The organism is Sphingobacterium ginsenosidimutans (genome assembly GCF_039536865.1).
GTDB classification, from domain to species: domain Bacteria; phylum Bacteroidota; class Bacteroidia; order Sphingobacteriales; family Sphingobacteriaceae; genus Sphingobacterium; species Sphingobacterium detergens.
Window position 1 is genome coordinate 510,105 of the sequence record NZ_BAAAZK010000002.1, and the last position, 24,421, is coordinate 534,525.

At 37.7% G+C, this 24,421-nt stretch carries 28 protein-coding genes; 19 read left to right on the plus strand and 9 right to left on the minus strand.

Annotation, left to right across the window (positions count from 1 at the left end):
* The first annotated feature begins 385 nt into the window (after positions 1 to 385).
* The 4 genes from ABFX33_RS01980 to ABFX33_RS01995 all read left to right on the plus strand — a co-directional run bounded on the left by ABFX33_RS01980 (position 386) and on the right by ABFX33_RS01995 (position 6,091).
* Positions 386 to 2,974 (plus strand): family 78 glycoside hydrolase catalytic domain, encoded by a 2,589-nt coding sequence (locus ABFX33_RS01980; protein WP_487047292.1) that lies wholly within the window; start codon positions 386 to 388, stop codon positions 2,972 to 2,974.
* A 132-nt stretch (positions 2,975 to 3,106) separates the two neighbouring features.
* A complete protein-coding gene (locus tag ABFX33_RS01985; protein WP_346083973.1) occupies positions 3,107 to 4,024 on the plus strand; it encodes a helix-turn-helix domain-containing protein in 918 nt (305 codons plus the stop codon).
* An 87-nt stretch (positions 4,025 to 4,111) separates the two neighbouring features.
* Positions 4,112 to 5,329: an MFS transporter gene (locus tag ABFX33_RS01990; protein WP_346083974.1), complete on the plus strand. Its 1,218-nt coding sequence runs from the start codon at positions 4,112 to 4,114 to the stop codon at positions 5,327 to 5,329.
* 234 nt (positions 5,330 to 5,563) lie between these two features.
* Entirely contained in the window at positions 5,564 to 6,091 is a 528-nt protein-coding gene (locus tag ABFX33_RS01995; RefSeq protein ID WP_257092873.1) for a GNAT family N-acetyltransferase, read from the plus strand.
* Between the two features lie 47 nt (positions 6,092 to 6,138).
* Here the strand turns inward: ABFX33_RS01995 and ABFX33_RS02000 are convergent, their stop codons facing one another.
* Both ABFX33_RS02000 and ABFX33_RS02005 read right to left on the minus strand, forming a co-directional pair.
* Positions 6,139 to 6,999: an alpha/beta hydrolase gene (locus ABFX33_RS02000; protein WP_346083975.1), complete on the minus strand. Its 861-nt coding sequence runs from the start codon at positions 6,997 to 6,999 to the stop codon at positions 6,139 to 6,141.
* Positions 7,000 to 7,186: 187 nt separating this feature from the next.
* The gene (locus ABFX33_RS02005; protein ID WP_346083977.1) at positions 7,187 to 7,408 is read right to left on the minus strand and encodes a methyltransferase type 11; all 222 of its coding nucleotides are present in this window, start codon (positions 7,406 to 7,408) and stop codon (positions 7,187 to 7,189) included.
* A gap of 576 nt (positions 7,409 to 7,984) precedes the next feature.
* Between ABFX33_RS02005 and ABFX33_RS02010 the strand changes: the two genes are divergently transcribed.
* The gene (locus ABFX33_RS02010) at positions 7,985 to 8,644 is read left to right on the plus strand and encodes a hypothetical protein (protein WP_346083979.1); all 660 of its coding nucleotides are present in this window, start codon (positions 7,985 to 7,987) and stop codon (positions 8,642 to 8,644) included.
* A 72-nt stretch (positions 8,645 to 8,716) separates the two neighbouring features.
* Here ABFX33_RS02010 and ABFX33_RS02015 read toward each other — a convergent pair whose 3' ends face one another.
* Positions 8,717 to 9,379 carry a hypothetical protein gene (locus ABFX33_RS02015; protein WP_346083981.1) on the minus strand — a complete coding sequence of 221 codons (663 nt, stop codon included), beginning with the start codon at positions 9,377 to 9,379 and terminating at the stop codon, positions 8,717 to 8,719.
* A 142-nt stretch (positions 9,380 to 9,521) separates the two neighbouring features.
* A complete protein-coding gene (locus ABFX33_RS02020; protein WP_346083982.1) occupies positions 9,522 to 10,124 on the minus strand; it encodes an HD domain-containing protein in 603 nt (200 codons plus the stop codon).
* Positions 10,125 to 10,306: 182 nt separating this feature from the next.
* On the opposite strand from ABFX33_RS02020, the gene ABFX33_RS02025 reads away from it, so the two are divergent.
* The 12 genes from ABFX33_RS02025 to msrB all read left to right on the plus strand — a co-directional run bounded on the left by ABFX33_RS02025 (position 10,307) and on the right by msrB (position 19,208).
* On the plus strand, positions 10,307 to 11,329 hold the full coding sequence (locus ABFX33_RS02025) for an LLM class flavin-dependent oxidoreductase (RefSeq protein ID WP_346083983.1): 1,023 nt from the start codon (positions 10,307 to 10,309) through the stop codon (positions 11,327 to 11,329).
* A gap of 13 nt (positions 11,330 to 11,342) precedes the next feature.
* A complete protein-coding gene (locus ABFX33_RS02030; RefSeq protein WP_346083984.1) occupies positions 11,343 to 12,428 on the plus strand; it encodes an NAD(P)-binding domain-containing protein in 1,086 nt (361 codons plus the stop codon).
* Positions 12,429 to 12,529: 101 nt separating this feature from the next.
* Complete coding sequence (locus ABFX33_RS02035) at positions 12,530 to 13,303, plus strand: helix-turn-helix domain-containing protein (RefSeq protein ID WP_346083986.1); 774 nt, start codon at positions 12,530 to 12,532, stop codon at positions 13,301 to 13,303.
* An 87-nt stretch (positions 13,304 to 13,390) separates the two neighbouring features.
* Positions 13,391 to 13,888 (plus strand): anthrone oxygenase family protein, encoded by a 498-nt coding sequence (locus ABFX33_RS02040; protein WP_346083987.1) that lies wholly within the window; start codon positions 13,391 to 13,393, stop codon positions 13,886 to 13,888.
* A 332-nt stretch (positions 13,889 to 14,220) separates the two neighbouring features.
* Complete coding sequence (locus ABFX33_RS02045; protein ID WP_346083988.1) at positions 14,221 to 14,724, plus strand: hypothetical protein; 504 nt, start codon at positions 14,221 to 14,223, stop codon at positions 14,722 to 14,724.
* A 48-nt stretch (positions 14,725 to 14,772) separates the two neighbouring features.
* Positions 14,773 to 14,952: a hypothetical protein gene (locus ABFX33_RS02050; protein WP_346083989.1), complete on the plus strand. Its 180-nt coding sequence runs from the start codon at positions 14,773 to 14,775 to the stop codon at positions 14,950 to 14,952.
* A gap of 161 nt (positions 14,953 to 15,113) precedes the next feature.
* The gene (locus ABFX33_RS02055) at positions 15,114 to 16,196 is read left to right on the plus strand and encodes a hypothetical protein (RefSeq protein ID WP_346083990.1); all 1,083 of its coding nucleotides are present in this window, start codon (positions 15,114 to 15,116) and stop codon (positions 16,194 to 16,196) included.
* Between the two features lie 65 nt (positions 16,197 to 16,261).
* Complete coding sequence (locus ABFX33_RS26680; RefSeq protein WP_428835639.1) at positions 16,262 to 16,663, plus strand: DUF3784 domain-containing protein; 402 nt, start codon at positions 16,262 to 16,264, stop codon at positions 16,661 to 16,663.
* Positions 16,664 to 16,746: 83 nt separating this feature from the next.
* Positions 16,747 to 17,298: a sigma-70 family RNA polymerase sigma factor gene (locus tag ABFX33_RS02060; protein ID WP_346083991.1), complete on the plus strand. Its 552-nt coding sequence runs from the start codon at positions 16,747 to 16,749 to the stop codon at positions 17,296 to 17,298.
* A gap of 41 nt (positions 17,299 to 17,339) precedes the next feature.
* Entirely contained in the window at positions 17,340 to 17,579 is a 240-nt protein-coding gene (locus tag ABFX33_RS02065; protein ID WP_346083993.1) for a hypothetical protein, read from the plus strand.
* A gap of 78 nt (positions 17,580 to 17,657) precedes the next feature.
* Positions 17,658 to 18,107, plus strand: coding sequence for a DUF417 family protein (locus ABFX33_RS02070; RefSeq protein ID WP_346083995.1), 450 nt, complete (start codon positions 17,658 to 17,660; stop codon positions 18,105 to 18,107).
* A 6-nt stretch (positions 18,108 to 18,113) separates the two neighbouring features.
* A complete protein-coding gene (gene msrB, locus ABFX33_RS26685) occupies positions 18,114 to 19,208 on the plus strand; it encodes a peptide-methionine (R)-S-oxide reductase MsrB (RefSeq protein WP_428835640.1) in 1,095 nt (364 codons plus the stop codon).
* Positions 19,209 to 19,576: 368 nt separating this feature from the next.
* Here msrB and ABFX33_RS02085 read toward each other — a convergent pair whose 3' ends face one another.
* Together ABFX33_RS02085 and ABFX33_RS02090 are read right to left on the minus strand one after the other, a co-directional pair.
* Complete coding sequence (locus ABFX33_RS02085) at positions 19,577 to 19,810, minus strand: hypothetical protein (RefSeq protein WP_346083996.1); 234 nt, start codon at positions 19,808 to 19,810, stop codon at positions 19,577 to 19,579.
* Positions 19,811 to 20,314: 504 nt separating this feature from the next.
* Positions 20,315 to 21,121 (minus strand): hypothetical protein, encoded by an 807-nt coding sequence (locus ABFX33_RS02090; protein ID WP_346083997.1) that lies wholly within the window; start codon positions 21,119 to 21,121, stop codon positions 20,315 to 20,317.
* A 348-nt stretch (positions 21,122 to 21,469) separates the two neighbouring features.
* Between ABFX33_RS02090 and ABFX33_RS02095 the strand changes: the two genes are divergently transcribed.
* Positions 21,470 to 22,105, plus strand: a complete 636-nt coding sequence (locus ABFX33_RS02095; protein ID WP_346083999.1) for a hypothetical protein — start codon at positions 21,470 to 21,472, stop codon at positions 22,103 to 22,105.
* Between the two features lie 87 nt (positions 22,106 to 22,192).
* Here ABFX33_RS02095 and ABFX33_RS02100 read toward each other — a convergent pair whose 3' ends face one another.
* The 3 genes from ABFX33_RS02100 to ABFX33_RS02110 are packed head-to-tail and all read right to left on the minus strand — an operon-like array spanning position 22,193 to position 23,508.
* Entirely contained in the window at positions 22,193 to 22,693 is a 501-nt protein-coding gene (locus ABFX33_RS02100; RefSeq protein ID WP_257092919.1) for a hypothetical protein, read from the minus strand.
* Positions 22,650 to 23,027, minus strand: a complete 378-nt coding sequence (locus ABFX33_RS02105) for a hypothetical protein (protein WP_257092921.1) — start codon at positions 23,025 to 23,027, stop codon at positions 22,650 to 22,652. The genes ABFX33_RS02100 and ABFX33_RS02105 overlap by 44 nt, the downstream gene beginning before the upstream one ends.
* A complete protein-coding gene (locus ABFX33_RS02110; RefSeq protein ID WP_346084001.1) occupies positions 23,014 to 23,508 on the minus strand; it encodes an N-acetylmuramoyl-L-alanine amidase in 495 nt (164 codons plus the stop codon). The genes ABFX33_RS02105 and ABFX33_RS02110 overlap by 14 nt, the downstream gene beginning before the upstream one ends.
* Positions 23,509 to 23,812: 304 nt before the next feature.
* On the opposite strand from ABFX33_RS02110, the gene ABFX33_RS02115 reads away from it, so the two are divergent.
* Positions 23,813 to 24,379 (plus strand): RNA 2'-phosphotransferase, encoded by a 567-nt coding sequence (locus tag ABFX33_RS02115; RefSeq protein ID WP_346084002.1) that lies wholly within the window; start codon positions 23,813 to 23,815, stop codon positions 24,377 to 24,379.
* The last annotated feature ends 42 nt before the right edge of the window (positions 24,380 to 24,421 follow it).

The following is a 24,421-nucleotide window of genomic DNA, read 5'->3' on the forward strand; positions in this document are numbered from 1 at the left end:
AAAAAACCAAAAACAACTGTCCTGATAAACATTCAAAATGGGCCAATAATTATTGCCCATTTTTGCACCAGCATGTTTTAAAACAAAAGTAGAGTCCAAGGCTCAGTTCTCCGATTTCACCGACGACGAACCTTCCCTTATTTGAAGTTCCATATCAAGCTGAAAATTGTATTTTCCTTTAGGATACCTATTTCTTTTCAACTGATATACCACCATTTACTGACCAAGCGAGCAGGATAGCCCATGATGCATCTATCAAGTTTATTACGGATAATAGCGTATCATTCCGGATTTCCGGCCAAACCGATCGTCAAATATGAAACCATTTATAAAGACTCTGCTTCAAAAATTTGTAATAGTAGGATTTCTGTGCATCCTCTCACTTATGACCTATGCTCAAAAATTAAGCGTAATCGACCTCAAGGTAGAACACCTTAAAAATCCTATGGCAATCGAGACGGCTAATCCCCGATTTAGCTGGAAAATTATTTCCCCTATAAAAAACACTTTACAATCGTCTTATGAAATCAGAGTAGGTACAAATAAAGCTTCGATAAACCTTGGAAAAGATCTCGTCTGGGAAGCTACTGTCTCCGGAGATCAATCTGTACTGATTAAATATAATGGAGCAGCACTGCATTCAAAAAGAAGATATTTTTGGCAAGTTAGGGTAAAAGACAATCATGGCAATACCTCCGCCTGGTCTGATACCCATTTCTTTCAGATGGGTATCGGCGCTATGGACTGGAGCGCGAAATGGATCAAGGTAGCAGAAACAGACACCTCAGCACGAAGCCCCATTTTTAGAAAAGAATTTTCCATAAATAAAAAACTAAAGTCTGCAATGGTCTATGTCACAGCAAAAGGACTATACGAAGCTCGTATCAATGGCCAGCGCATCAGCGATACTTATTTTGCTCCGGGGTGGACCAGTTATAAAAATCATTTACAGTACCAAGTATATGATGTGACCGCTGTACTAAAACATGGTACCAACGTATTCGGTGTCAGCCTCGGAAACGGCTGGTATAAAGGACGGATAGGCTTCGGAAATCAACATAATTTTTATGGCGATACGCGTGGATTGCTTCTGCAACTCCTCGTGGAATATACGGATGGTACAACAGAAACAATCAATTCCGATGAAAGCTGGAAATATGCTTATGGACCGATCATGGCATCTGATATTTATGACGGCGAAATTTATGATGCCAGGATGGAAATAGCCGGCTGGGATAATATCGGCTTTAAAGAGGACAATAAATGGAATAACGTTGGCATCATGGAGAAAGGGCCGGAAAAACTTGTTGCGATGGCCGGTCCACCAGTTAAGAAACATGAACAGTTTAAAGCCCTTAAGGTTTTCAAAACACCAGCAGGTGAAACAGTTGTAGATTTTGGACAAAATCTAGTAGGTTGGGTCATGCTCAAAGCGAAAGGTGCAGCCGGAACCAAGATCACCTTGAGCCATGCTGAAGTGCTTACAAAAGAAGGCAATTTTTATACAACAAACCTTAGGTCTGCAAAGGCACAGGATATCTATATTTTAAAGGAAAACACAGCACAGATCTTTGAACCTCATTTTACATTTCAGGGTTTCAGGTATGTGAAGATCGAAGGCTACCCTGGTGAATTGACACCGGAAAACGTTACAGCTGTTGCCTTATACTCAGCAATGGAGACCACAGGCAAATTCGTAACCTCAAATGCATTATTGAACCAGTTACAGCACAACATTCAATGGGGACAAAAAGGAAATTTTTTGGATGTGCCAACAGATTGTCCACAACGCGATGAGCGCCTAGGATGGACTGGTGATGCGCAAGCTTTTGCCAATACAGCGGCCTATAATATGGATGTGTCAGGATTTTTCACCAAATGGCTAAAGGATGTAAAAGCGGACCAACTCCCTAATGGTGCAATCCCCCACGTAATCCCCAATGTACTGGGAGCAAATGATGGCGCATCTGCCGGCTGGGCAGATGTAGCGACCATTATCCCATGGGATATGTATGTGGCGTATGGCGATCGACAGTTCTTGGAAAATCAATATGAGAGTATGCGAAAATGGGTAGATTATATCTCATCTACCGCCAAAAACAACCTATGGAATTCAGGTTTCCACTTTGGAGATTGGCTTTTTTATCGTCCTAATGATGATAACGATGGAAGAGCTGCGGTAACGGACAAGTATTTGATTGCACAGACTTTTTATGCACATTCGACCCAACTATTGATCAATGCAGCAAATGTATTGGGTAAACAGGAAGACGTAGCTAAATACAGTACCCTCCTAACAAACATTAAATCCGCTTTTGTAAGGGAATACATGACCCCAACGGGTAGGTTAGTTTCAGGAACACAAACAGCCTATGTACTCGCACTACAATTTGATATGCTACCTGAACAACTCAGAGCAGCCTGTGCGGATCGTCTTGTAGCCAATATCCGGGACTATGGAAATCACCTCACAACCGGATTCTTGGGTACACCATATTTATGTCATGTGTTGACCAGGTTTGGTCACAATGATGTCGCTTACGACCTTTTAATGCAGGAAAGCTATCCTTCTTGGCTTTATCCCGTAAAAATGGGCGCAACAACAATATGGGAACGGTGGGACGGAATTAAACCTGATGGATCTTTTCAAACCCCAGATATGAACTCCTATAACCACTATGCATATGGGGCAATTGGGGATTGGATGTACAGAACGATTGCCGGAATCAATTCGGTCGCTGACAATCCGGGTTATAAAGCTGTTGTCATTGCTCCCAAACCCAATGGAAAAATAACAAGTGCGTCTGCGGAAGTAGAAACCGTTTATGGCACGGTAAAATCAGCATGGAAACTTGAAAATGGACTATTGAAACTTGAGGTCAGCATACCGGCAAACAGCAAAGCCAAAGTAATCTTGCCTGACTTAACCAAAGAAATTGGTTCCGGTACATACTATTTTGAAAGTAAAATTTAATACAAAATCTGGCTCAGATCTTGGTTAAGACAAAAAATATGAACGGTGTAACAGACTGATCCTAATTTTATACTAGATTGCTCTATTGTAAAGAGCTAGGATTACATTTGATTTTTGTAACTTTGCATAATCATGAGCGAAACACTGGAAACTTTACAGGATTACTATAAACGATTGAGCCATCTCCATACAAATAGTGGAGATATACTAGATGTTGAACTCGGAAAATCACATTTCAATATTTCGCCACGCAAATATTGTGATTTTAAAACACCCTACAACAGACGCGATTTTTATAAAATCAGTCTCATTTTAGGGAAAGGATGGTTCAAATACGGTCAACATGAATTATATATCGATCGGCCTGCCCTATTTTTACCCGCATTAAATATTCCCTATACATGGGTATGTGACACGAACAAACAAGAAGGATACTTTTGCCTTTTTAATCAAGAATTCTTTTCCGGAAGCCAGACATTTGAACCATTTAAAAAGACCTCCCTATTCAAAGAATGGAGTAAGCCCATTATCTTTTTAGATGTAGAACAGCTGCATTTGATTACAACATTTTTCGATAATATGTTCCGGTTGAATAACTCCAGTTACCCTCTTCGCTGTAGTGCCATCAAAAGCAATTTGGCAGCAATCCTTCATCTAGCCTTAGAGTGGAGAATGGAAGATGTAGAGTTGCAAGATCAATCGGGCAGCGTCCGGATGTATCGTTTGTTTGATGAATTACTGCACAAACAATTTCCATTGGATTCTCCCGCTTACCCGCTTGCATTACATACCGCAGCCGATTTTGCGGCAAAGCTCAATGTGCATGTCAATCATCTCAATGCCTCTGTCAAATCGGTCACCAATCAGACCACTACGCAGATTATCAAACAAAAAATCTATGAGGAGGCCAAAAATCTATTGATCTATACAGATTGGAATGTCGCTGAGATCGGTTATACCCTTGGGTTTGATGAACCAGCTCATTTCAACAACTTCTTTAAGAAAAATGCAGAGACATCTCCGCTCAAGTTTAGACAGAAAAACAAATGATATTTGATTTTCGTAATTTTTACTTTGTCAGATAGCATCGGTATTAGCCAAAAAGTCTCTAGTTTTGTTTAACAAAAAAGAGTAAAAATGTTAAAAGAAGCATCTTCGCAACGCATCAGGTTAGTAACATTCATGGCATTTGTATCCATGCCCCTTTCAGGATTTGTAACAGATATCTATCTTCCTTCGTTTCCGGCAATGGCCAAAAGTCTACTTGTTCACGAACGAGATATTCAATTAACATTGACCAGTTACCTATTGAGCTATGGCATTTCCCAGTTATTTATAGGCAATATTCTTGACAGTATAGGCCGATATCGCCCGAAGCTTCTGGCATTAACGTTTCTGATACTAAGCAGCTTATTGATAACACATACACACAGTGTGTTACTTATTTGCTTATTAAGAGTGGTTCAAGGCGTAGCCATATCCATTTTGGTGGTGGCTACACGTGCACTTTTTGTCGATCTATATGCAGGTGATCGGTTAAAAAATTACCTAAGCTATTTTACCATCGTCTGGTCATGTGGCCCAATACTAGCGCCTTTTTTAGGAGGTTATCTTGAAAAACTATTCGATTGGCAGGCTAATTTTTATTTCCTTGCTTTCTACGCTGCCGCCTTATTATTATTTGAAGTGTTGTACAGTGGGGAAAGTATTGCCGAAAAGAAAAAGATTAACCTAAGGGACAATCTCAACCTATATAAAATGATGCTTCAAAATAAGCTTTTTATACTAGGTATCCTGGTGCTTGGTTTTAGTTACTCCATTGTGATGCTATTCAATATGACGGGGCCATTTATTATTGAAAATACATTTCATTTTTCATCCGTCACAATTGGTTACTGTACATTGATACTAGGCTTTTCGTGGATGATTGGCGGGTTTATTACAAAAAAGCGGATGCATCTTGATTTCGTCCCACGGGTCATCGTTCCTGCTCTATTCCAGGCTTCACTTATTGTCGCTTTAATCGTGGTGAGTATGTTCCAGCAAAACCTATATATCATGGTCGGCTTTGCATTTTTTATTCATATAATTTCAGGCGTTTTATTTACGAGCTTTTTTACCAACAGCATGTTATTTTTCCCAAAGCATGCAGGCACCGCAGGCGGTCTCATGGGTGGAATGGTTTACATTGTGACATCACTGTCCAACTTTATTGTGGCCATTAGTGGCAAAGTAACCACACAGAATGGATTAGCTTGGCGTTATTTTATTTTTTCCATGTTATTGACCTTAATTATCATGTATATGTGGAAACTACAGAAAAATAACAGGAGGCAAAACAGCTCATCAAGTTAAGTTTGTTCAATTCCTTAAACTAAATAAGATAAAATATTTTATTATTTTTAAGCAAGTGGACAGCAATTTCAATTGAAAAAATCGAACTGCTTATTTTAGGTTTAGAACTAGAGATGGAGTATGAAGCGTTAAACCTTTGGAACCTAACTAAAGTTACGCCCCACAAATGGCAAGAAAAGCAATAAAACAAATTCCCAATTCAATTATTTAAAATAAGAAAAGGCGCTCAAATAAATGGACATATCGATATTTCTAAAACCTCTATCAATCCAAAATGTCACACCATTTTATACATGGCTCAATGATCCAGAGGCAATTAAATATTCACTTTCGTTATTTCAATCGTTAAATACAAAGGAAAATATCGATGAATGGTATATATCAGTCATCAATGATTCAAAAAATTACAATAGAGGGATTTTCCTTTCCAATTCAGATATTCCTATTGGTTATGCTGGGATTTGCAACATCTCTATCACAAACAAACTTGGCGAGTATTTTATCTTTATAGGGGATCGCAATCAATGGGGAAAGGGATTTGGCACGCAGGTAACCAAACTGATTGTTGACGCTGGATTTGAAGAATTAAATCTCAATCGTATTATGCTTACTGTATCGGAACCAAATTATGCTGCCATCAAGGCATATAAGAATGCTGGTTTCAAAATTGAAGGAAGAATGCGTCAAGCATGTTATAGAGACAATAAATTCCATGACAAATTAATCATGTCAATACTGAGAGACGAATGGAATGTTAGATAGCATGCCTAAAAGCTTGGTCAAAGAACTCGAAAAATCATATAAGTAAACTACTTAGAATAGGCTGTTTTTGGATATAATCTCTTGAATGCGTTATACACAGCTTGATGGATAACTGTTGAATGTAATTCTTCAGGCATATAATCAAAAATAACATCCATCTTCTTATTGTTACCTATAACTTTATAAAACGCTTCAGCATCCTGGTACATTCTAATATCTTCATCCCTATTGGGTACTCCCAGATATACACGCACTTTTTTTCTCAAATTAGCCTCCAGTAGCTTTTCGGTATTTTTCAATAGCTCCTGCTGTCCCCACCACAGACTCGGACTGACAATAATATAATTATCAAAGAGATCAGGTTGTTTAAGTAGTATTTCAGCTGAGAAAAGCCCAGCTAGCGACTCTCCAATAACTGTCCGTTCCTTGTTTACCCTATAATTTTTACTGATATGGGGCAGTAATTCATCTTTTAGAAAAGCCATGTATTTTTCGGATCCGCCATAGGTAGGAAAACTGCTTTTTTGAAAACCTTCTTTCTCTAGGAAATCAACGTTTGGAACAGCGAAAGTAAAATCACGTTTTCGGATATTTCCCTCGATTCCGACAACAATGCTATTGGGGAATCTCGCAATCCAAGGTTGGGTATCAAAACGAACAATTCCCGCAATATGAAAAAAGTCTTCTTCCATACCGCCATCCAAGACATAGATAACAGGGTAAGTTACCGTATCGTTGGCCTGATAATTATTAGGAAGAAAGATATTGATCGTCCGCTTTTCGTTTAAAATATTAGAATGCAGTACCTCTGATTGACAGTTAGAAAGCACATTACCTTTGGTTTGTGCAAAAGAGATACAGCTATAAATTATGGCTATAAAAAGAATGATATTTTTACGATATTTCATTTCGAACATGATCTTATTAAAGAACCTCCATCATAGACATTTTCATTTCGGTATAGAAACTTTGTCTGGAGGAGAGATACTGGAATCGAAAGTAAGTCTAATAATTAATTTAAAAAAACATTTTTTATTATTCTGTACCGCGCCCCATTTCATTTCTAGCTAATTCCACTATCGCGGACGCTCATCGCTATTCTATACGTTCACATTGGTAGCCCCAATCGAGCATCTGTTTGACAATCCCACTTATCTCAATATCCGATTGTGAAGATTCAATCCTTAAAATCCGTTCCTCGTCCTCAAGATCAAAGTTAACTTTATAGGAGGAGAACAGCTGTAGAAGCGTCACAACGATTTGTTGTGCTTCTCTATATTTATTGACATTCGTTTTAAATATTTCAACTCTTTTCATAGTATCGGATCTCACTTAATTTTAAAGAACGCTAGTATACTCTCATCACCGAATCGTGCCTTCATTTGGCTTTTTCTTCTATGCGTTAAGCATAAAATTCCCTATCGTCCAACTCTTTAGGTCACATCTACTGCTTATCGATTGATAAGCGCTGTAAATCGATCAGTTCCCTCTTGTCAGATGTACCTACTGAATCCGTACGATAGACTTGTAGAGCATCAGAGAACGCTTCATTATGTTTTTTTGTCTCGATATTCGAAAACAAAGCTAAAACCATAAAAAACAACAAAATGATCAACGCATTAAAGAAATGTACCATATCTGGAGCGATTAAATTATGATGGTCCAATTTCCCAAATAAGGAGCTCTTATCCCATATATTTTCGGTAAAAAGCAGATTTCGGTCGGTAAACAATCTCTTTTTTCCTTTTAATACACATCAAGCATTTTTATATTTGATTACAATTGTTTCAGAATAGAATTAGATGAATATATTGTGAAGAGCGAAGCAGATGACCTTAACATCTTATTGGGATGAGATAGTTTGAAAGTCAGGTTCAAAAATTAAAATTAATCGTGGCCAATAAAAAATTAGTTCCAAAATACCTTTTAAGAGATCCCCTATTCTGGAGTGTCTTATTGCTTAATCTATTGATTGTTTATTTATACGGTGATGATGCGATATATAATTATAAAATCATTCTCGCCCAGTCCATTCAAACATTTGCATATACAGTAGCACATTATATACTACTCAAGAATACGCCGATTAAATACACGATAAAAAAAATAAGGTTGAACCGCACGCGTAAAAAATCGGATAAAAACAGAAAATCATTTGGAACCTATATTGAAAAGGACGAAACTGGTAATTGGGTTTATACGACAATCTTCTTTATTTTACTTTGCTTTTTTACGGTATTTTTAACAGCAATTGTTCTTGTTATCAACAGGGTCGCACACAACAACACTTTTGTGTTTCAGGCTTCAGATTTTTACCCAGCAATATGGGCAGTATCGAATGCTATCTTTTATTATAAAAATAACAAAGCACGTTTGACTTATTCGAATGCCAGTCCGAGAGCGTTAGTAGCAGTTCCTTTTTTCAAACTTTATATTCCAATGTTTATGATGCTTTCAGGATATACTCTGGTCATGAAAGTCATAGGCGATATTGTTAGTTTTATACTCTCCAATCCTAAATATTGGACGTCATCAACTGATAAGGACGCATAAAAATCGTCTAAAAACAAAAAAGCCACATTCGACAAAATGTGGCTCAGTTAGTATATTGATTTAAATGGCTTCTTAAGAAAACTGTTCTGTAAGTATACGTGGATTTTCAGGAACAATCGCTACCACACAAAACTGCCTATCATTATCTTCGATCGTCTGTTGGGCATCTTTTGGCAGATTGCCTAATGCAAATTGTCGTCTCCAAACCGCTACCCCATCTGTAAATGCCAACGGAAGTTTCTTCGCAAATTCTCCAGGTTTCACAAAATCTATCTTGAAAAGATCCAGAATTTCCTTATCTATCTTGTCATTGGTATTCGTTGGAATAGCAAAAATTTTTTCAGCGATTTTATTGATAAAGGAGCTGTCGTGTCTCATCTCTCCAGTACTATAGATACAGTAGTAGATATTTTGCACATCATTTCCGTAGACTTTCTTTGCTATACATACAGGCGCCGTCTTAGTCTCTTCATAAAGTTTTTTATGTGCAGAGCGATTAATAATTGCTGCCAAAATAAAGCAGAAAACCACAATAACCGACAGGATACTAATGATACCTATGCCAATAGTTTCGACCAGTCCTTCAAAAATAGCAAATGCGAGGAAAAAGAGTAAACCTATGCCTATAATCAAAGGCGCATAGACAAGCTTATTCTTTCCAAAAGCAGAACTTTTCACATACTTATCAATAATTGTACGGTCATGCTCAAATTTACCCAGATGTGTCATGTTCATGTACTATTTCTCTATTTTATATAATTCATACCTGATTGCAAAATAAATGTATATAAAATACGCCTTACCATAATCTCACATTTACAATTCGCCAGCGCTGATTTAATATTCGTTTGAATAGGAGAAAAAGAATAAACGGCCGCTAGGAATTAGCTTTCTTCAAAATCCCCCTTTTCACGCCATCGTCAATTAAACTTTCGGCATATTCCCATAATACAGGTGAACCATCTTTGATCACGCTCTTTTTTGCGTATACCTTATTATAGTTTACACCAGGTTCATTCCAGGTCCCCCCATTATTAGAACTATTCTGCAACAGTGGTTCCAATCGGTCCATTGCTTTGGCGAACTGCGCTTCGCGAGTCTCCCCAGCTTCAAACTCCTCCCAGATCGAAATGAGTTCTTCCGCTTGCTGCTCCGGTAACATTCCAAATATTCGTTTGGCGGCTAAACGCTCTTCCTCCGTATTACTATGTGCTTTTTCGTTATCATAGATAAAGGTATCTCCAGCATCAATTTCAACAATGTCATGTATCAATACCATCTTAATAACTTTCAAGAGATCTACAGACTCGTCAGCATGCTCAGCTAAAACAATAGCCATCAACGCCAAATGCCAGCTGTGTTCGGCATCATTCTCACAACGATCACTATTAAAAAGCTTAGTCCTTCGCTGGATGTATTTCAACTTATCAATCTCCTTGATAAAATCAATCTGTTTCAACAATTTTTCGGATGTCATCATGAATATATTATAGTACAATCAATATACAAAGTTAGTGCTTTTATACTCCTTCCCAATTGCCAAATGGCAATTGGGAAGGACGATTTCAATTGCTATTTTATTGACATCCATAGGACAAACCAAGAGTCCTAGATCAGTATAGATTTATTAAATTTGATAAACATCAAATCTCGTCCCGACGAATGAAGAAAATAGGATTTTTATCTTTTGGACATTGGTCCAAACACCCTGCTTACAGTACCCAAACAGCAAGTGACACATTACTTCAGTCAATAGATCTGGCTGTTGCAGCAGAAGAAATAGGCATAGACGGAGCTTATTTTCGTGTACATCATTTTGCCAATCAGTTAGCCTCTCCCTTTCCTTTATTGTCCGCCATTGGGGCGAAGACCAATACGATTGAAATAGGCACAGGAGTAATTGATATGCGCTATGAAAATCCACTTTATATGGTGGAAGATGCTGGGGCAGCCGATTTAATTTCAGAAGGCCGATTACAACTGGGTATCAGTAGAGGTTCACCTGAACAAGTAATAGACGGTTGGCGTTATTTTGGTTATGAGCTCGCTGAAGGCGAGAGCGACGCTGATATGGGCCGCAGGAAAGCTTTAGAATTCCTGGAAAAACTTAAAGGAAAAGGTTTCGCTGAGCCAAATCCCTATCCGATGTTTCCGAACCCTCCAGGCTTACTCAGGCTAGAACCGCACGCTGAAGGGTTGCGTGACCGCATCTGGTGGGGTGCAGCATCGAATGCCACAGCGGTATGGGCGGCTCAAAATAGGATGCACTTACAGAGTTCGACATTAAAGTATGACGAAAATGGAAAACCTTTCCATATACAACAGGCGGAACAGATACGTCTATATAAACAAACCTGGAAAGAAGCTGGACATCCTGGCGAACCCAGAGTTTCAGTCAGTCGATCAATTTTTGCATTGGTTGATGATTTAGATAGGTATTATTTTGGACAGGAAGCAGATCGGGCCGACAAGATAGGTTTCATTGAAGCGGACAAACGCGCTATTTTTGGCCGTAGTTATGCGGCCGAGCCTGATCAGCTCGTCAAAGAACTGGCTCAGGACGAAGCTATCCAGGAAGCGGATACTCTTCTCCTGACAATTCCAAATACTTTGGGTGTAGATTACAATATTCATGTACTTTCGGCTATTTTGGAACATGTTGCACCTGAGTTAGGCTGGCGCTAGATATCCTATATTGATGATAAACAATATTCGTTACAAAACCAAAATTGCGGTAATCGGTGCAGGACAAGCCGGGCTTTCTTCTGCTTATCATTTAAAGAAATTGGGATTGGAGATTAATCGGGACTTCATTATTTTGGATGAAGCCCCCGCTCCTGGTGGTGCTTGGCAATTTCGCTGGTCTTCGCTCACATTAAGCACGGTTAACAAAATCCATGACCTACCAGGTATGTCATTTGAAGAAACATTGACAAATAATGAGACCGAGGTACAGGCAAATATAGCTGTCCCACATTATTTCGATCTCTATGAAAAAAGGTATGGGCTAGAAGTTTATCGACCACTTAAAGTTGATAAGGTGTCCTTGCATGGGCAACGTTTTCATATAGATACTACTGAAACGTTGTTTTCTGCAGCGGGCATTATTAACGCCACGGGTACCTGGGAGAATCCTTATATTCCTTTCTACCCGGGAGCAACACTATTTCAAGGAGAGCAACTTCATACAAAAGATTTCAAAACAGCGGACTATTTCAGAAACAAGCATGTTATTATAGTCGGTGGCGGAATATCTGCCATCCAATTGTTGGATCAGATTTCGGAAGTGACAACAACAACATGGGTCACACGACGTCCCCCACTATTTCGTGAAGGCCCTTTTGATGATATGGCGGGTCACAATGCTGTGGCTATGGTGGAGGAGCGTGTGCGGCAGGGGTTACCACCGCTATCAGTCGTATCGGTGACGGGACTGCCTTATTCAGCTGAAATCCGGGCGATGGAAAAACGAGGGGCACTCACACGACTTCCCATGTTTAGTGAGATCACTGAAACTGGTGTAAAATGGGAAGATGGAAGCGAAGAAAAAGCAGATATTATCCTTTGGAATACGGGTTTCAAAAGTGCATTGGAACATTTAGATCCGGTACTGCCCAAAGAAGAAAATGGGGGCATCTTAATGGATGGGAGACTGGCCACAAGGGTCGCAAAGGAACCCCGCATTCATCTGGTCGGCTATGGGCCTTCCTCCTCCACAATCGGAGCTAACCGAGCCGGAAGCGCAGCAGCAAGGGAACTAGTAAAAACATTAAACCTTTTGTAATGTTATCTAGGTCAGGATTAAAAATAACCATATTATATTTAGTGAAGATTTATCTATATTTAGATCTATAAAGAGTTTCATAATAAAAATAAATACAACTGATGGATACGCAAAACATTATTCCAGATCAATCCATTGCGTTGTTTGTCAAGAATATTATGGTATTCGAAAACAAGAGCAATGTGGAGACGATCATTCCATTTTTTGCGGATGGATACCCTGGGCTATTGTTCCATCAAACCGAAGCGGGTTTAACCATTCAACCTCATGGTAAAAAAATGCCCATAATCTTCTTATATGGCCAAACAATCAAACCCATTACCATTGACCTTAACGGCCCCTTTAAAATCATTATTTTTCAATTTTATCCTTTTGTATTACGTGCTTTTTGGGAAATAAATCCCGAAGATATCAATGACAACTGCTATGATTTAAATAATAGACCGGGAACAAAACTCAATGAACTTATTACAGAAATCCTGTCCTCTCCAACTATTCAAGAAAAGGTCATCATAATATCCAAGTTTCTTATAAGTTATTTTGAGCAGAAAAGAAACAAGCTAGATTTTTCAATAAAGGGTGTAATTCAATTCATTATAGATAAAAAGGGCACTGTGCCTATCAAAGAGATCGCCAAAAAAGAAAAATTGCACATCCGAACACTTGAAAGAAGATTTCTCAAAGAGACTGGAATATCCGCAAAACAATTCGCGAAAATAGTCCAATTTCAATCTTCACTCACTCAATTAACAACGAATGATTTTAGGGAGATAAGCGAAATTGTTTATACGAATGGATTCTCTGACCAATCACATTTTATTCGAGTTTTCAAAGCTTTCACAGGAGTAACTCCCCATACATTTGGCAAACGATAAAATTGTCGCTTTTATTCTATTTTGGATTCATGCTAATAACGAATTTTACCCTAAGAAATTAAATATAATATATTTAAATCACCATCAATGAAACTACAAGAAATCACTTTAGCTGCTGCTGTGACAACATCGGCATTAATATCCGGGCTCTTTTTTGCCTACACGTTTTCCGTCAATCTTGGGCTTCACAAACTGGATGACAGGGGTTATTTGATGGCAATGCAAAATATCAACAGAGAAATTTTAAATCCAGTATTTTATATCTGTTTTCTAGGAGCACCATTATTGTTAATTGCTTCATCGGTGATGTATTTCGATTTATCTTCTCCGAAGTTCTATTTGATCGCTGCTGCATGCGCCAGTTATATCATCGGTGTATTTATTATTACAGCCGCAAAGAATGTTCCGCTAAACAATCAATTGGATACGCTCGATATCGCAGGCGCGACGTCTGATGCTTTACAACGAATGCGCCTTCTTATTGAGGAACCGTGGGTGTTCTGGAATAACCTACGAACTGTATTCTCTTTTCTAACCTTAGTTTTTTTAATTGTCAGTCTTATATTTTTCAAATCAAAAGATTAATAACGACCAAAGCGGCACATTTTCTTTCACGCCGTTCTGGACTTCTTTGTAATTCCTTTAAAAGGCTTCCCCCATCAGGCAACCCTCTTTTCATGCCAGCTTCCTGAGCTGGCTATTTTTACACATAAGATCGCATATTGTCTACCCCAATAGAAGTACTGATATAGCGGATGATCAATCAGGTAAAAGACGAAAAAAGCAGCAGAGCATACGGATTTAAATTCATTGTCAACGGATTTAAATCCTGCTAGAAAGCGTAACAGTTTCTATTGTACTTTTATAAAAAATCCAGATGAAATTATCTTGAACGTAAACTAATAAAAAAAAATCCAATGAAAACACAAAACATAATCCCCGCCCTGTTATTGTCCTCCATAGGCTTAATGTCCTTATCTGCATGTAATGGAACATCAGTAGATACGATTAAAGCCATGGAATCCAACTATGACAATCAGAATAAGACCATCGAGTTAACCGGTGAATTTGATGCTCCCTCTTTTACGTTTTCATCGGGAAAGTCAAAAACCATGGCGATGCATTTTGTTGTAAAACCTCATGCAATCAGTTCGGAGAAATTTACAGCATTCAGTGTTATGTTACCTGTTGGAACAGAAAAAAACAGTGTTCTATTTGAACTCCCAGCAGACCAAAAAAACTATACATTAAAAAACTTCCATGTCATTGATAAAAACGGAGAGAAAATCAATCTCGATACGCATACCACATTTAAAATGACGGGTACTGTACATTACAGTGAATTAGAAAAACCTGAAGGTGAAAGGGACAAAAACAATTTCAACTATAAAATAACTGACGTGACCTTCGAAAAAGATTAAAAAATCATGCTATAAACCCGATCAAACTCGTTAATAAAAACTAAAAATATGATCAATATTCAGCTTGGAAACAGCTTCTCTTTTGGATGGATAATTATTGGATTTGCCCTTATCATGGCTCTGGGGATTTACATCGCTTATAGAAAACAACACGCAATTAAAATAAAATATGTTATTGCCTTTATCATTATGTTAGTTGTAGGCATAAAATGGCTTTTTGAAAAATAAAAGTAATCTTCTCCAATAGCTGTCTTTTTTAGATATAAAAAACGGAAGAGTGCACAAGTACACAACAGAACTTTAACACCTGAATAAATTTATTTTTGTAAATTCAAGTTTAAATGTTCGAATCAATCGTGATCGATGCCATTGTTAAATGTAAATTTATCATGAAATTTATTTTCACTTGTGTTCTCTTTTCAATACAACTATTTGTATTTGCTCAAGAACGACCCCAACTTATTCCGTTCAAATTTGAAGGTAAATTGGGTTTAATGGATGTATCCACAGCAGAACTTCTGTATCCGGACACTCTAATGGATGGCCGGAACAGGTATTATGTCATTGGAGACTTCTGTAGTTATATTATCTCGAAAAATGAAAAGGAAGATACTGTAGTTGATGCCTATTCGGGACAGGAACAATTTTCTGGGCATTTTGATAGTGCATGTGGCCGCTTGAAAATCAACAAAGACAGTTATTATCACTTTGAAGTGGGTGGAAACTCAGCTCTCTTAAAGCCCGGAAGTCCTCTTATACAGTTAACAACCCGATACCAAAGCATTGAACCAAATCATGACGCGTGGGACAATGAAAGCTTGGATGGCAAGCAATATATCTGGGCACTAAAAACGGATGAAACCTACGATGTTTTGAGTGCCGATAAAAACTTTGCCCGTATAAATTCCTTACCGAATTTTGAAAGTTTTGATCTGGTATATCGAATAAATGAAGATGCCCCCATAACTTTGGTTGGATTTGTCTTGGGTAGCAAAAATGCGATCCAACGTGCTTTCGGCCAGAAATATAATATTCCAGAATCTAACCAAATGGTTGAAGTCTATGATATACATTTTAAAAAATTAGGCAATACAATTTACCAGAATGTAGCAATCAAAAAACTATTCAATCATGAAATTGAACTACGGGGTAGTATGATGCCTCCACCAAACCTTGAAAACCAGATAATCACCGCTCAAAATAAAACAATTGTGCTGAACGACGAATTTAGCTTAATTCCGGCAAAAGATGATCAGACACAATTGGTCCTTGTCAATACGCAGCAAGGAAATGCTTCAGTTTTAGGAAATGACCACTTTGATTACAGGTACATTAGTACAGCCCAAAATTTAAAAGCGCTCCTACAGATAAGACATGCGGAAACTGGAACTTTTTTTTACTTTGATTTTAACGGGTTTTATTTCCCAAAAGGAGTTCCTTTAATCCCCAAGAATTACAGAAAATGGAACTAAAGGAACGAAGTAAGGTTTCAATAGAAAATAGACAAAATAGGATCACAAAAAACAATTTTTGACAGATGATTACTTTAGTTTTAGTATTAAGCGTAATTTTGGCGACAGTTGCTTTTCTAGTCACCGAAGAGAATGCAGCCTCGTCACTTTCTGGATATAACTCCCTTTCGTCAACAGAAAAGCAACAGTTTGACATAAAAGCTTTTGTCCCATATTTTAGAAAATTTCATCTATCACTAGCGGTTTCATATTTGTTGATTTCCCTCTTCCTTCTCTTCGCTGTCAGTTCGTATTGGGCGAAGATTTTTGGTATAGCTTATCCCTTACTTGCTTATATATTTTTTATTTGGAAAGCGAACAGTTTTTTCATAAAAAGGAATAAAAAACAGTATATCCTTTCAATTACTATCATTTGCTTTCTTCTTATTGTTCTTTTAGTGATTATGATCCAATTTTTAGAGAGCTAATTCTGTGATAGCCGTAATCAATTTTGATTAGATAGGAAGTATCAAAAAACTATTTCTAATTTTATAGGATTATAATTGACCACATGGACAAGCGATCAGAACATCTACAACAATGGATTGATATCTATAGTGATACACTTCTCAATAGCGCTCTTTTTTTGCTTTCTGACCGACAAGACGCAGAAGATATAGTCCAAAATGTATTTATGTCTGCATTCGAATCATACCATTCTTTCCAGGGGCGGAGCAATGTAAAGACTTGGCTAATGGCTATTCTTAAGAATAAGGTCGCTGAGTTTTACCGTAAAAAGTACCGGCATACAGGCAATATTCCACTAGCTCATTATTTTGATAATGAGGGATCATGGAAACATGATGATATTCTACAAGACTGGAATGAAAAAGACGACAACCTCCTTGACAACAGCGATTTTAATAGCGTAATGGCTGAGTGTATGGACAAATTGCCCCTAAAATGGCTTATCCCGGTAAAGCTCTATTATTTAGAAGAAAAAAAAGCGGCTAGCGTATGTCAGGAAACTGGCCTTACGACAACTAATCTATGGAAAATCCTCCAACGAAGTCGTATGCAACTTCGGGAGTGCCTGGAATTTAACTGGTTTAATATCTCATGATTTCGTAAGCAATGATAAAACAACTTATTCATATATTGATAATGCCCTGCAAACAAGCAACACTGCTTATCGAACAGCAAAATGCTGGTGAGATTCCATTTTTCCAAAAAATACGCTTAAGGCTACATCTTATGATCTGTAAGTGGTGCCGTGCCTATAACCGCAAAGTACATGCAATGGAAAGTATGATGAAAAAGATATTCACACAAGATGCTCCTGAAAAATTCAGTAAAAATGAACTAGAGCTCTTTAAAGACAAATTAAAAGACAAGTTAAAATAAAAGGATTTTTTTTGTCAGGATTTTGAAGTGCATGCTACTAAAAGGGAAACAGTAAGTACAAATTAAAATTTTAGAAAAATGCATCTCATAACGCAAACAAAAAATTCCCCACCATCATCGCAATGGGGTTTCTACATTTCCACATTCGGCATAGTCTTCATTCTTCTGTGGCTAGGGATTTTCAAATTTACCCCAACGGAGGCGATGGCCATAAAGCCATTGATAGCGAATCATCCACTCTCTTCCTGGCTATACAAACTATGGAGTGAACAAATGGTGTCCAATATTGTTGGTATTGTTGAAATAGCTGTTGCCATACTTATCTTACTGAGTTTAAAATTTAGGCAATTGAGACGATACGCCGGAATTGGGGTATGTATTATTTTTACGATGACTTTAAGTTATCTCTTTACAACACCAAATATGTTCAAACATGTAGACGGAGTTCCTGTGACAGATTTCTTTATCCTTAAGGATATACTATTTCTTGGGTTTGGAATCAATTTACTGCAATCAGCTAAAAAATAAAAGATCATGAAAATTATATGGACCATCACTATTCTCGCCTTTATAGGCTTGATAATAGTCAAAATAGGCTTTTCACAAGGAGAAGAGAAAGCATCAGCTCCAGAAAAGAACTCAGCTCATAACAGTAAAACTAGCGAAATCTACTTTGCGGGGGGCTGCTTTTGGGGGACAGAACATTACTTCAAACAAATAAGAGGGGTAACAGCTACAGAAGTTGGGTATGCGAATGGGAATCTTGACAAACCGAGCTATGAACAGGTATCAACGGGTAATACTGGGTTTGTAGAAGCCGTAAAAGTCGATTATGATCCTACGCTAGTTGATTTGAAATTGTTGATCGACTTATACTTTAAAACAATTGACCCGACAAGCATGGATAAACAGGGTAATGATATTGGTACTCAATATCGGACAGGAATTTACTTTACAAAGAAAGAGGATGAAAAAACGATCCGGGATGAGATTGCTCAGCTTGCAAAGAGCTATAGCTCAAAGCTTGTTGTAGAAATTGGTCCCCTACGGAATTTCTATACTGCTGAAAATTATCATCAAAATTATTTAGAGAAAAATCCTCAGGGTTACTGCCATATTCCTGCTGACCTATTTGAGAAAGCGCGACAGGCAAATCCGAAACCGGCTAAGTACAATAAAGTGGACAAAAAAACACTGAAAAAGGAGCTGACTGCATTACAATATGATGTTACTCAAAACAATGCTACTGAAAAGGCTTTTGACAATGCTTATTGGAATGAATTTCGAGAAGGCATTTATGTTGACGTGACCACAGGCGAGCCCCTATTTATTTCTACAGATAAGTTTGAATCCGATTGCGGATGGCCAAGCTTTTCTAAACCGATCAATGATCGGCTGATTGCCGAAAAAAGCGATAGGTCTTTTGGGATGAATAGAACTGAAGTGAGAAGCAAAACAGGTGACGCTCATTTAGGCCATGTTTTTAATGATGGGCCGACTGAACAAGGGGGACTACGTTATTGTATCAACAGTGCTTCACTACGCTTTATCCCAAAAGATCAAATGAAAGCGGAAGGTTATGAGAAATTTATTCCTCTGTTACAAACCAAAAGCGACAAAACTAAGTAGCACAACATCTCATATCAGACTATTAATAAGTGTAATTGCTGGCAAGATAAAATTCCATTAGTCCATTTGAGGGGTGTCATACTAGAGTTTACAGAGATTATTGCCCGGGGAATCTCTTTACAACAAGAGAGCCAAGAAGGTCAAACAGCCCTAGTTTATCTAATTTCGTTGGCATCCCCCGATAATCATTTTCCAAATCCGAAAGGGTTTGCTTTTGGGACTTGGAACGCTTCTTTTAAACACAAAAAGCCAGGTTGAAAAACCTGGCCTTAAAAATAAACATATGATGGATTAGTAAATGGCAGCCCCTATGAACAGTCTATCTCCACGATACGATCCGGGATCTATACTTGAAATTAGATTAAGTTCTAAAATACCCTAATAAATTTACCTTCCAAGGTTCCCTCAGAAACATCGAGGATATCTTCGACCACTATTGTTGCAGACTCTTTGTTAAACTCTTCCAGAAATCTCCACAAATCATTCACTTTTATCGGAACAAAATACTGATTCGTATCTTCCACAGTATTCTCAGACTTAAGTATATTATAGCCTTTACATTTTAAGTCCTGAAGGATAGCATTCGTCAATGGGATATTCATCTCTCTAAAGTTTCTATTGCTCGTATGCGCTGCACACGCCGTATTTAACCACTTAGATTTATAGAAATTGAAAGCAATGAACATGCAAGAATAATGAGCAACCAATGTCCTTTATATAGGGTTGTTTGTAATAGCGTATATTATATATACTGTTCGACGCTAAGACACCATACATTAAACATGTTCATCTGCTTCCAATTCATATTCAAATATAGTAAATAAAACTAATTAAATTAGTTTTATTTACTATATTTTTTAGTCAAAAAACTAACAACTTGTGAGCCATAGGGTTTATATTTTCCGGATATTAAGAATCTCTTTATTATTTAAAACAGTCTTAGGACGAGAAAGCGGTGATACAATTGGGCATACAAGTAGCTATATGCAGGAGCAACAGGAATCTTGTTTCGCAAATAAAAGCGGGTTTTATTTGCGAAACAAGGTTTGATTATGGTTGATCACTTCAAAGATGTCCAGTGGAAGACAAAAATGTACTGAACATCTTTATAATGAGCGGCTGATATCAACAACATTAAAGATCTGGTCCACATCATCCAAGCTAACTTCAAAGTCTGGATAAGTAGCTTTGTCCGTATTGAGGGAACGTAATGTAAGGATTCCATTAGCGACATCGTGATGAGCAATTTCCTTAATAATCACTCCTTCATATCGATGTACGACGACCCAATATCTATATTTATGGGTATGAAATTTTGACTGCCACAATTCTCGTTTAATCAAACGTCCGGTAACAATATCGCCGTCAAGGACACTGGCATCAGTCCCGTCTGTCATACTATCACCACTCACTTCAAAGGAACGGTAAGCTCCTTTGTGAAATTCATTTACGGTAATAAAATGTGCGGGTAAATCATCCATGTATTCAGCATCCGAAAATCCCGAAAGATAACCCGCTTTTGCCTTCTCGGTTACGAGCTTGGTCTGCATCAAATAGCGTCCGGGAGACACCTCAAAGAATATATTGTTCTTATTCTCGTCAATAAATTTGACATCACTGGAAAAATATCCGATAGATTTTCCGTTTCCTACATTGATCATGGAAACAGTATCAGACTGAATGATTGCACCGGACTGATTTCGTTCTCCTTTTCCATAAAGCAGCCAATCGTATTGAACTTGAGGAAAAGCGTTTTGAATACGGGTTTTCATCGTGAGACCGATCGGATATTCACCTTTCTTGATACGCGAATACACCTGTTCACGCACCCCCAATAAGCCCGCAAATTCCCGATTGGTAATTCCCATCTCCAAGCGCAAAATCTCAAAATTATTATCTGGATAAGTTTCCATGTTTTTATAGGGTATTTAACAAATGTTACACTAATTCATAACAATCTGACACTAAGTTACACAAGATATTAAACCTAAACAAATAAATAAAACAAACAAAAACACTATAAACTCATTATCAATGCATTACAATTAAACAAATAAGTTTAACTATTTTCAATTAAGACTAAAAATTCAACAAAATTAACATTTAAACTCTTGAATGATTAACAAATTTGTTTAACTTTGTTTAACAAACATTATGGATACTTAATGCTTACTATCGGCAAATCCAATAGAAAGAAAAGAACCGTCAATGACTTTGAATGATTAGGGGCAGTAAAACAGAACAAAAAATATACACTTTAAATGAACATAAAAATGGAACGCATCATCACAACAAATTCGCAGCTAAACAGCTCAATAGGATTGAAGCATCAGCATATCAGGAAATTTGGCATTATTTCAAAAGAAACACAGAGTATGGAATTGATGACCGTGCTAATGCAATCAAAAAGTTTAACAACAATTACAAGTCAACGAAAAGATAAGACCTATTCCCAGCGTATGAACACTTTATATTATTCTTTCATTATGAGTTTCTTAAAAGAGAACCATCCCGAAATTTTGAGATCAATTGACAAAATATACGAGCCCGATCTTTCCAAGATCAGTCAGGTCATCGATTGTTATTGTGAATTTATGGGTATCCCCTCGCAACAGATTATGGGTGAGTACATCAACTATAAAGATATCCAGCATCGTTACAAAGCAATCGCCGTTGTCTTGCGTATTTTTCAGCCAGAAAAACTGGATAACCTAAAGACTAAAGTAAAAAGCACGATATACAAGGAACTGGGTCCATATTTAAAGATAAATAGTGATACCTTACAAAAGTCCATCATCTGCGCATGTAACCAATTTGACATGTATAACGACTTTAAGAAAGATATCAAGCAAGCGACAAATTATTATTTCATTAACAAACGTTTCAATGATAAATAAGATTGGTTTCCCAAGAATTTATACCGATCATAAAACAAACGAGCAGCAAGTTTTCAATGATCGGTATAATAATCTTTTATCCAATTATTACGCTCTCCGACGCAACCACCAGACCAAAAGGCATATCACGACAAGTAAGCCTATCAAAAAATAGAATATATTTGTTCCAGCCGGCTGTACCGTCCGTTTTGAAGTCCTTCCATCTATCCGTATTTTATCTTCTTTGTACTGAACATTGTGGGCAATCTCCCGACGCTGATCAGAAAGATATTTCTCAAAACCATTAGTGCTATCAGAATAATGCGTTCGGCGTTTATTTACCCGTCCCTTACCTATTCGCACAACTCCATTCGGACTAATCTCAATCGCCTCACCTTCGATCTGCATCAGAGCCTCGCTCCGTGTCAAGAGTCGATTATATGATTGCTCAATCTCCAAGTGCCTTCTACTAGAATCCACGCTTGACAGTTCGGCCATTTTTTCGTTCGCCTCCACTGTCCGCGACTCCTTTGTTTTAGTAATCTTTTTAAATAAACCGCAGCTACTAACGAGCAGTAGCATTACGGTCAATCGAAGTATATTTTTCATTTTTCACTCTTTTTAGTTCAATCTGCAATTCATTATAAAGCTTCATCAGGTCATCATATTTCACCTGCAACTCGGCCAATATCTTCGAGCAGGCTATGCGATCCTCATTCGCGAGTTTCAGCCCTTCGTTGAGATCTTCTATAATGGCTCTTAAATGTTCTATATCTTTTTCCAGCCGGTTTGCATAACCTTCCCACTTATCGATCACTTTCCCGGCATTCTCCACATTTGTAGCTTCCACTTCCGCCTGCTGCTTGGGACGACCGACAAAGTAACCTCCGATAGCAGTAACGATAGGAATAATCAGCTTTTCCAAAATTTCAAGTAGTTCCATAGTAGTTATTTTTTATTAGTGGCTTAAACTTCATCCAAGGGAATTGTGCTCCCGGATCCTCCTTTCTTCCAGGGGCAATATCACTATGCCCCAAAATTTCCCGAATGGGATAATTGGCGATAATTGCCTGACAGACTTCTATCGCTGCATTGATCTGCTTTTCGGTATAAGATTCTGTCCCCTTATTTTGCAACTCAATCCCAATACTGTATCTGTTCAGATCTTTCAAGCCAGCCCACGAACTCAGTCCTGCATGCCAACATTTGACATTGAATCGCGCCAGTTGTGTTACAACACCCTCGCGACTGATATGCACGTGCGCAGAAACTTTACTTTTTGGATCTGACATCCAATAAATCGCACTGGTAGCATTGGATGCTCCATCATAATGCATGATGATATAAATAGGCTTGATATTACCGCTTTTATTAGGTGTATCCTTATAGGACACACCTACCAATTGATGTTCTTTAATATTCATGTCTTCTTTTATTATTATAATTTACTTTGATGTTAATCGCCTCCTTTTTCTTATCTGGAGTCCAATTTTATTCCGATAAAGGCGGCCAGCATTTTACTTTATTTGCTATTTCTATACAAATTTAGGTGGGAATCAAGATTGAAAATTAGAATATCAACGGTATGTAAGCGGTATGGAACAACTACCGAATATCAGCTCAAAACGAATATTTTTTATTGTCGGTCAATTCCTAACAAAAAAGAAGGCGATCAAAAAATAAAAAAAGTAAATTTACTTCGACTTGATTGGCTATTGAAAATGATTTATGAATAAAAAAGAAGTAGCAACTAGCAAATTTTTAAGCCTAATACTTCGGCATGTACCGGAGCGTATTGGGATCGAACTTGATGAGAATGGTTGGGCCGATACAGACCTGTTGATTCAAAAAGTTAATGATCATAATCACGAATTGACATTGGATATGCTTAAGCATATTGTTGACACGAATCCGAAAAAGAGATTCGCTTTCGATGATAGTTTTAAGAGAATCAGAGCAAATCAGGGGCATTCTATTCCTATTGAACTCGGATTGCGTCCAGAGGTTCCACCTGATGTCCTATACCATGGCACAGCGATGCAATATGCAAATTCAATCATTGAGCAGGGAATAAAAAAACAGAATAGACTGCATGTGCACCTAAGTAAGGACATCGAAACTGCAAAATCAGTCGGACAACGACATGGAAAACCTATTTTATTCGAAATAAATGCATTAGCTATGTTTAAAGATAGATTTGATTTTTTCTTATCCGAAAATGGTGTCTGGCTCACTGACTACGTGCCTGTACAATACTTACGTTTTGTCAATTTCAAGGTTGAATCTACTAAATAGGGACCATAGCGCATAAGTTTTAGAATAACACCATGTCCAATA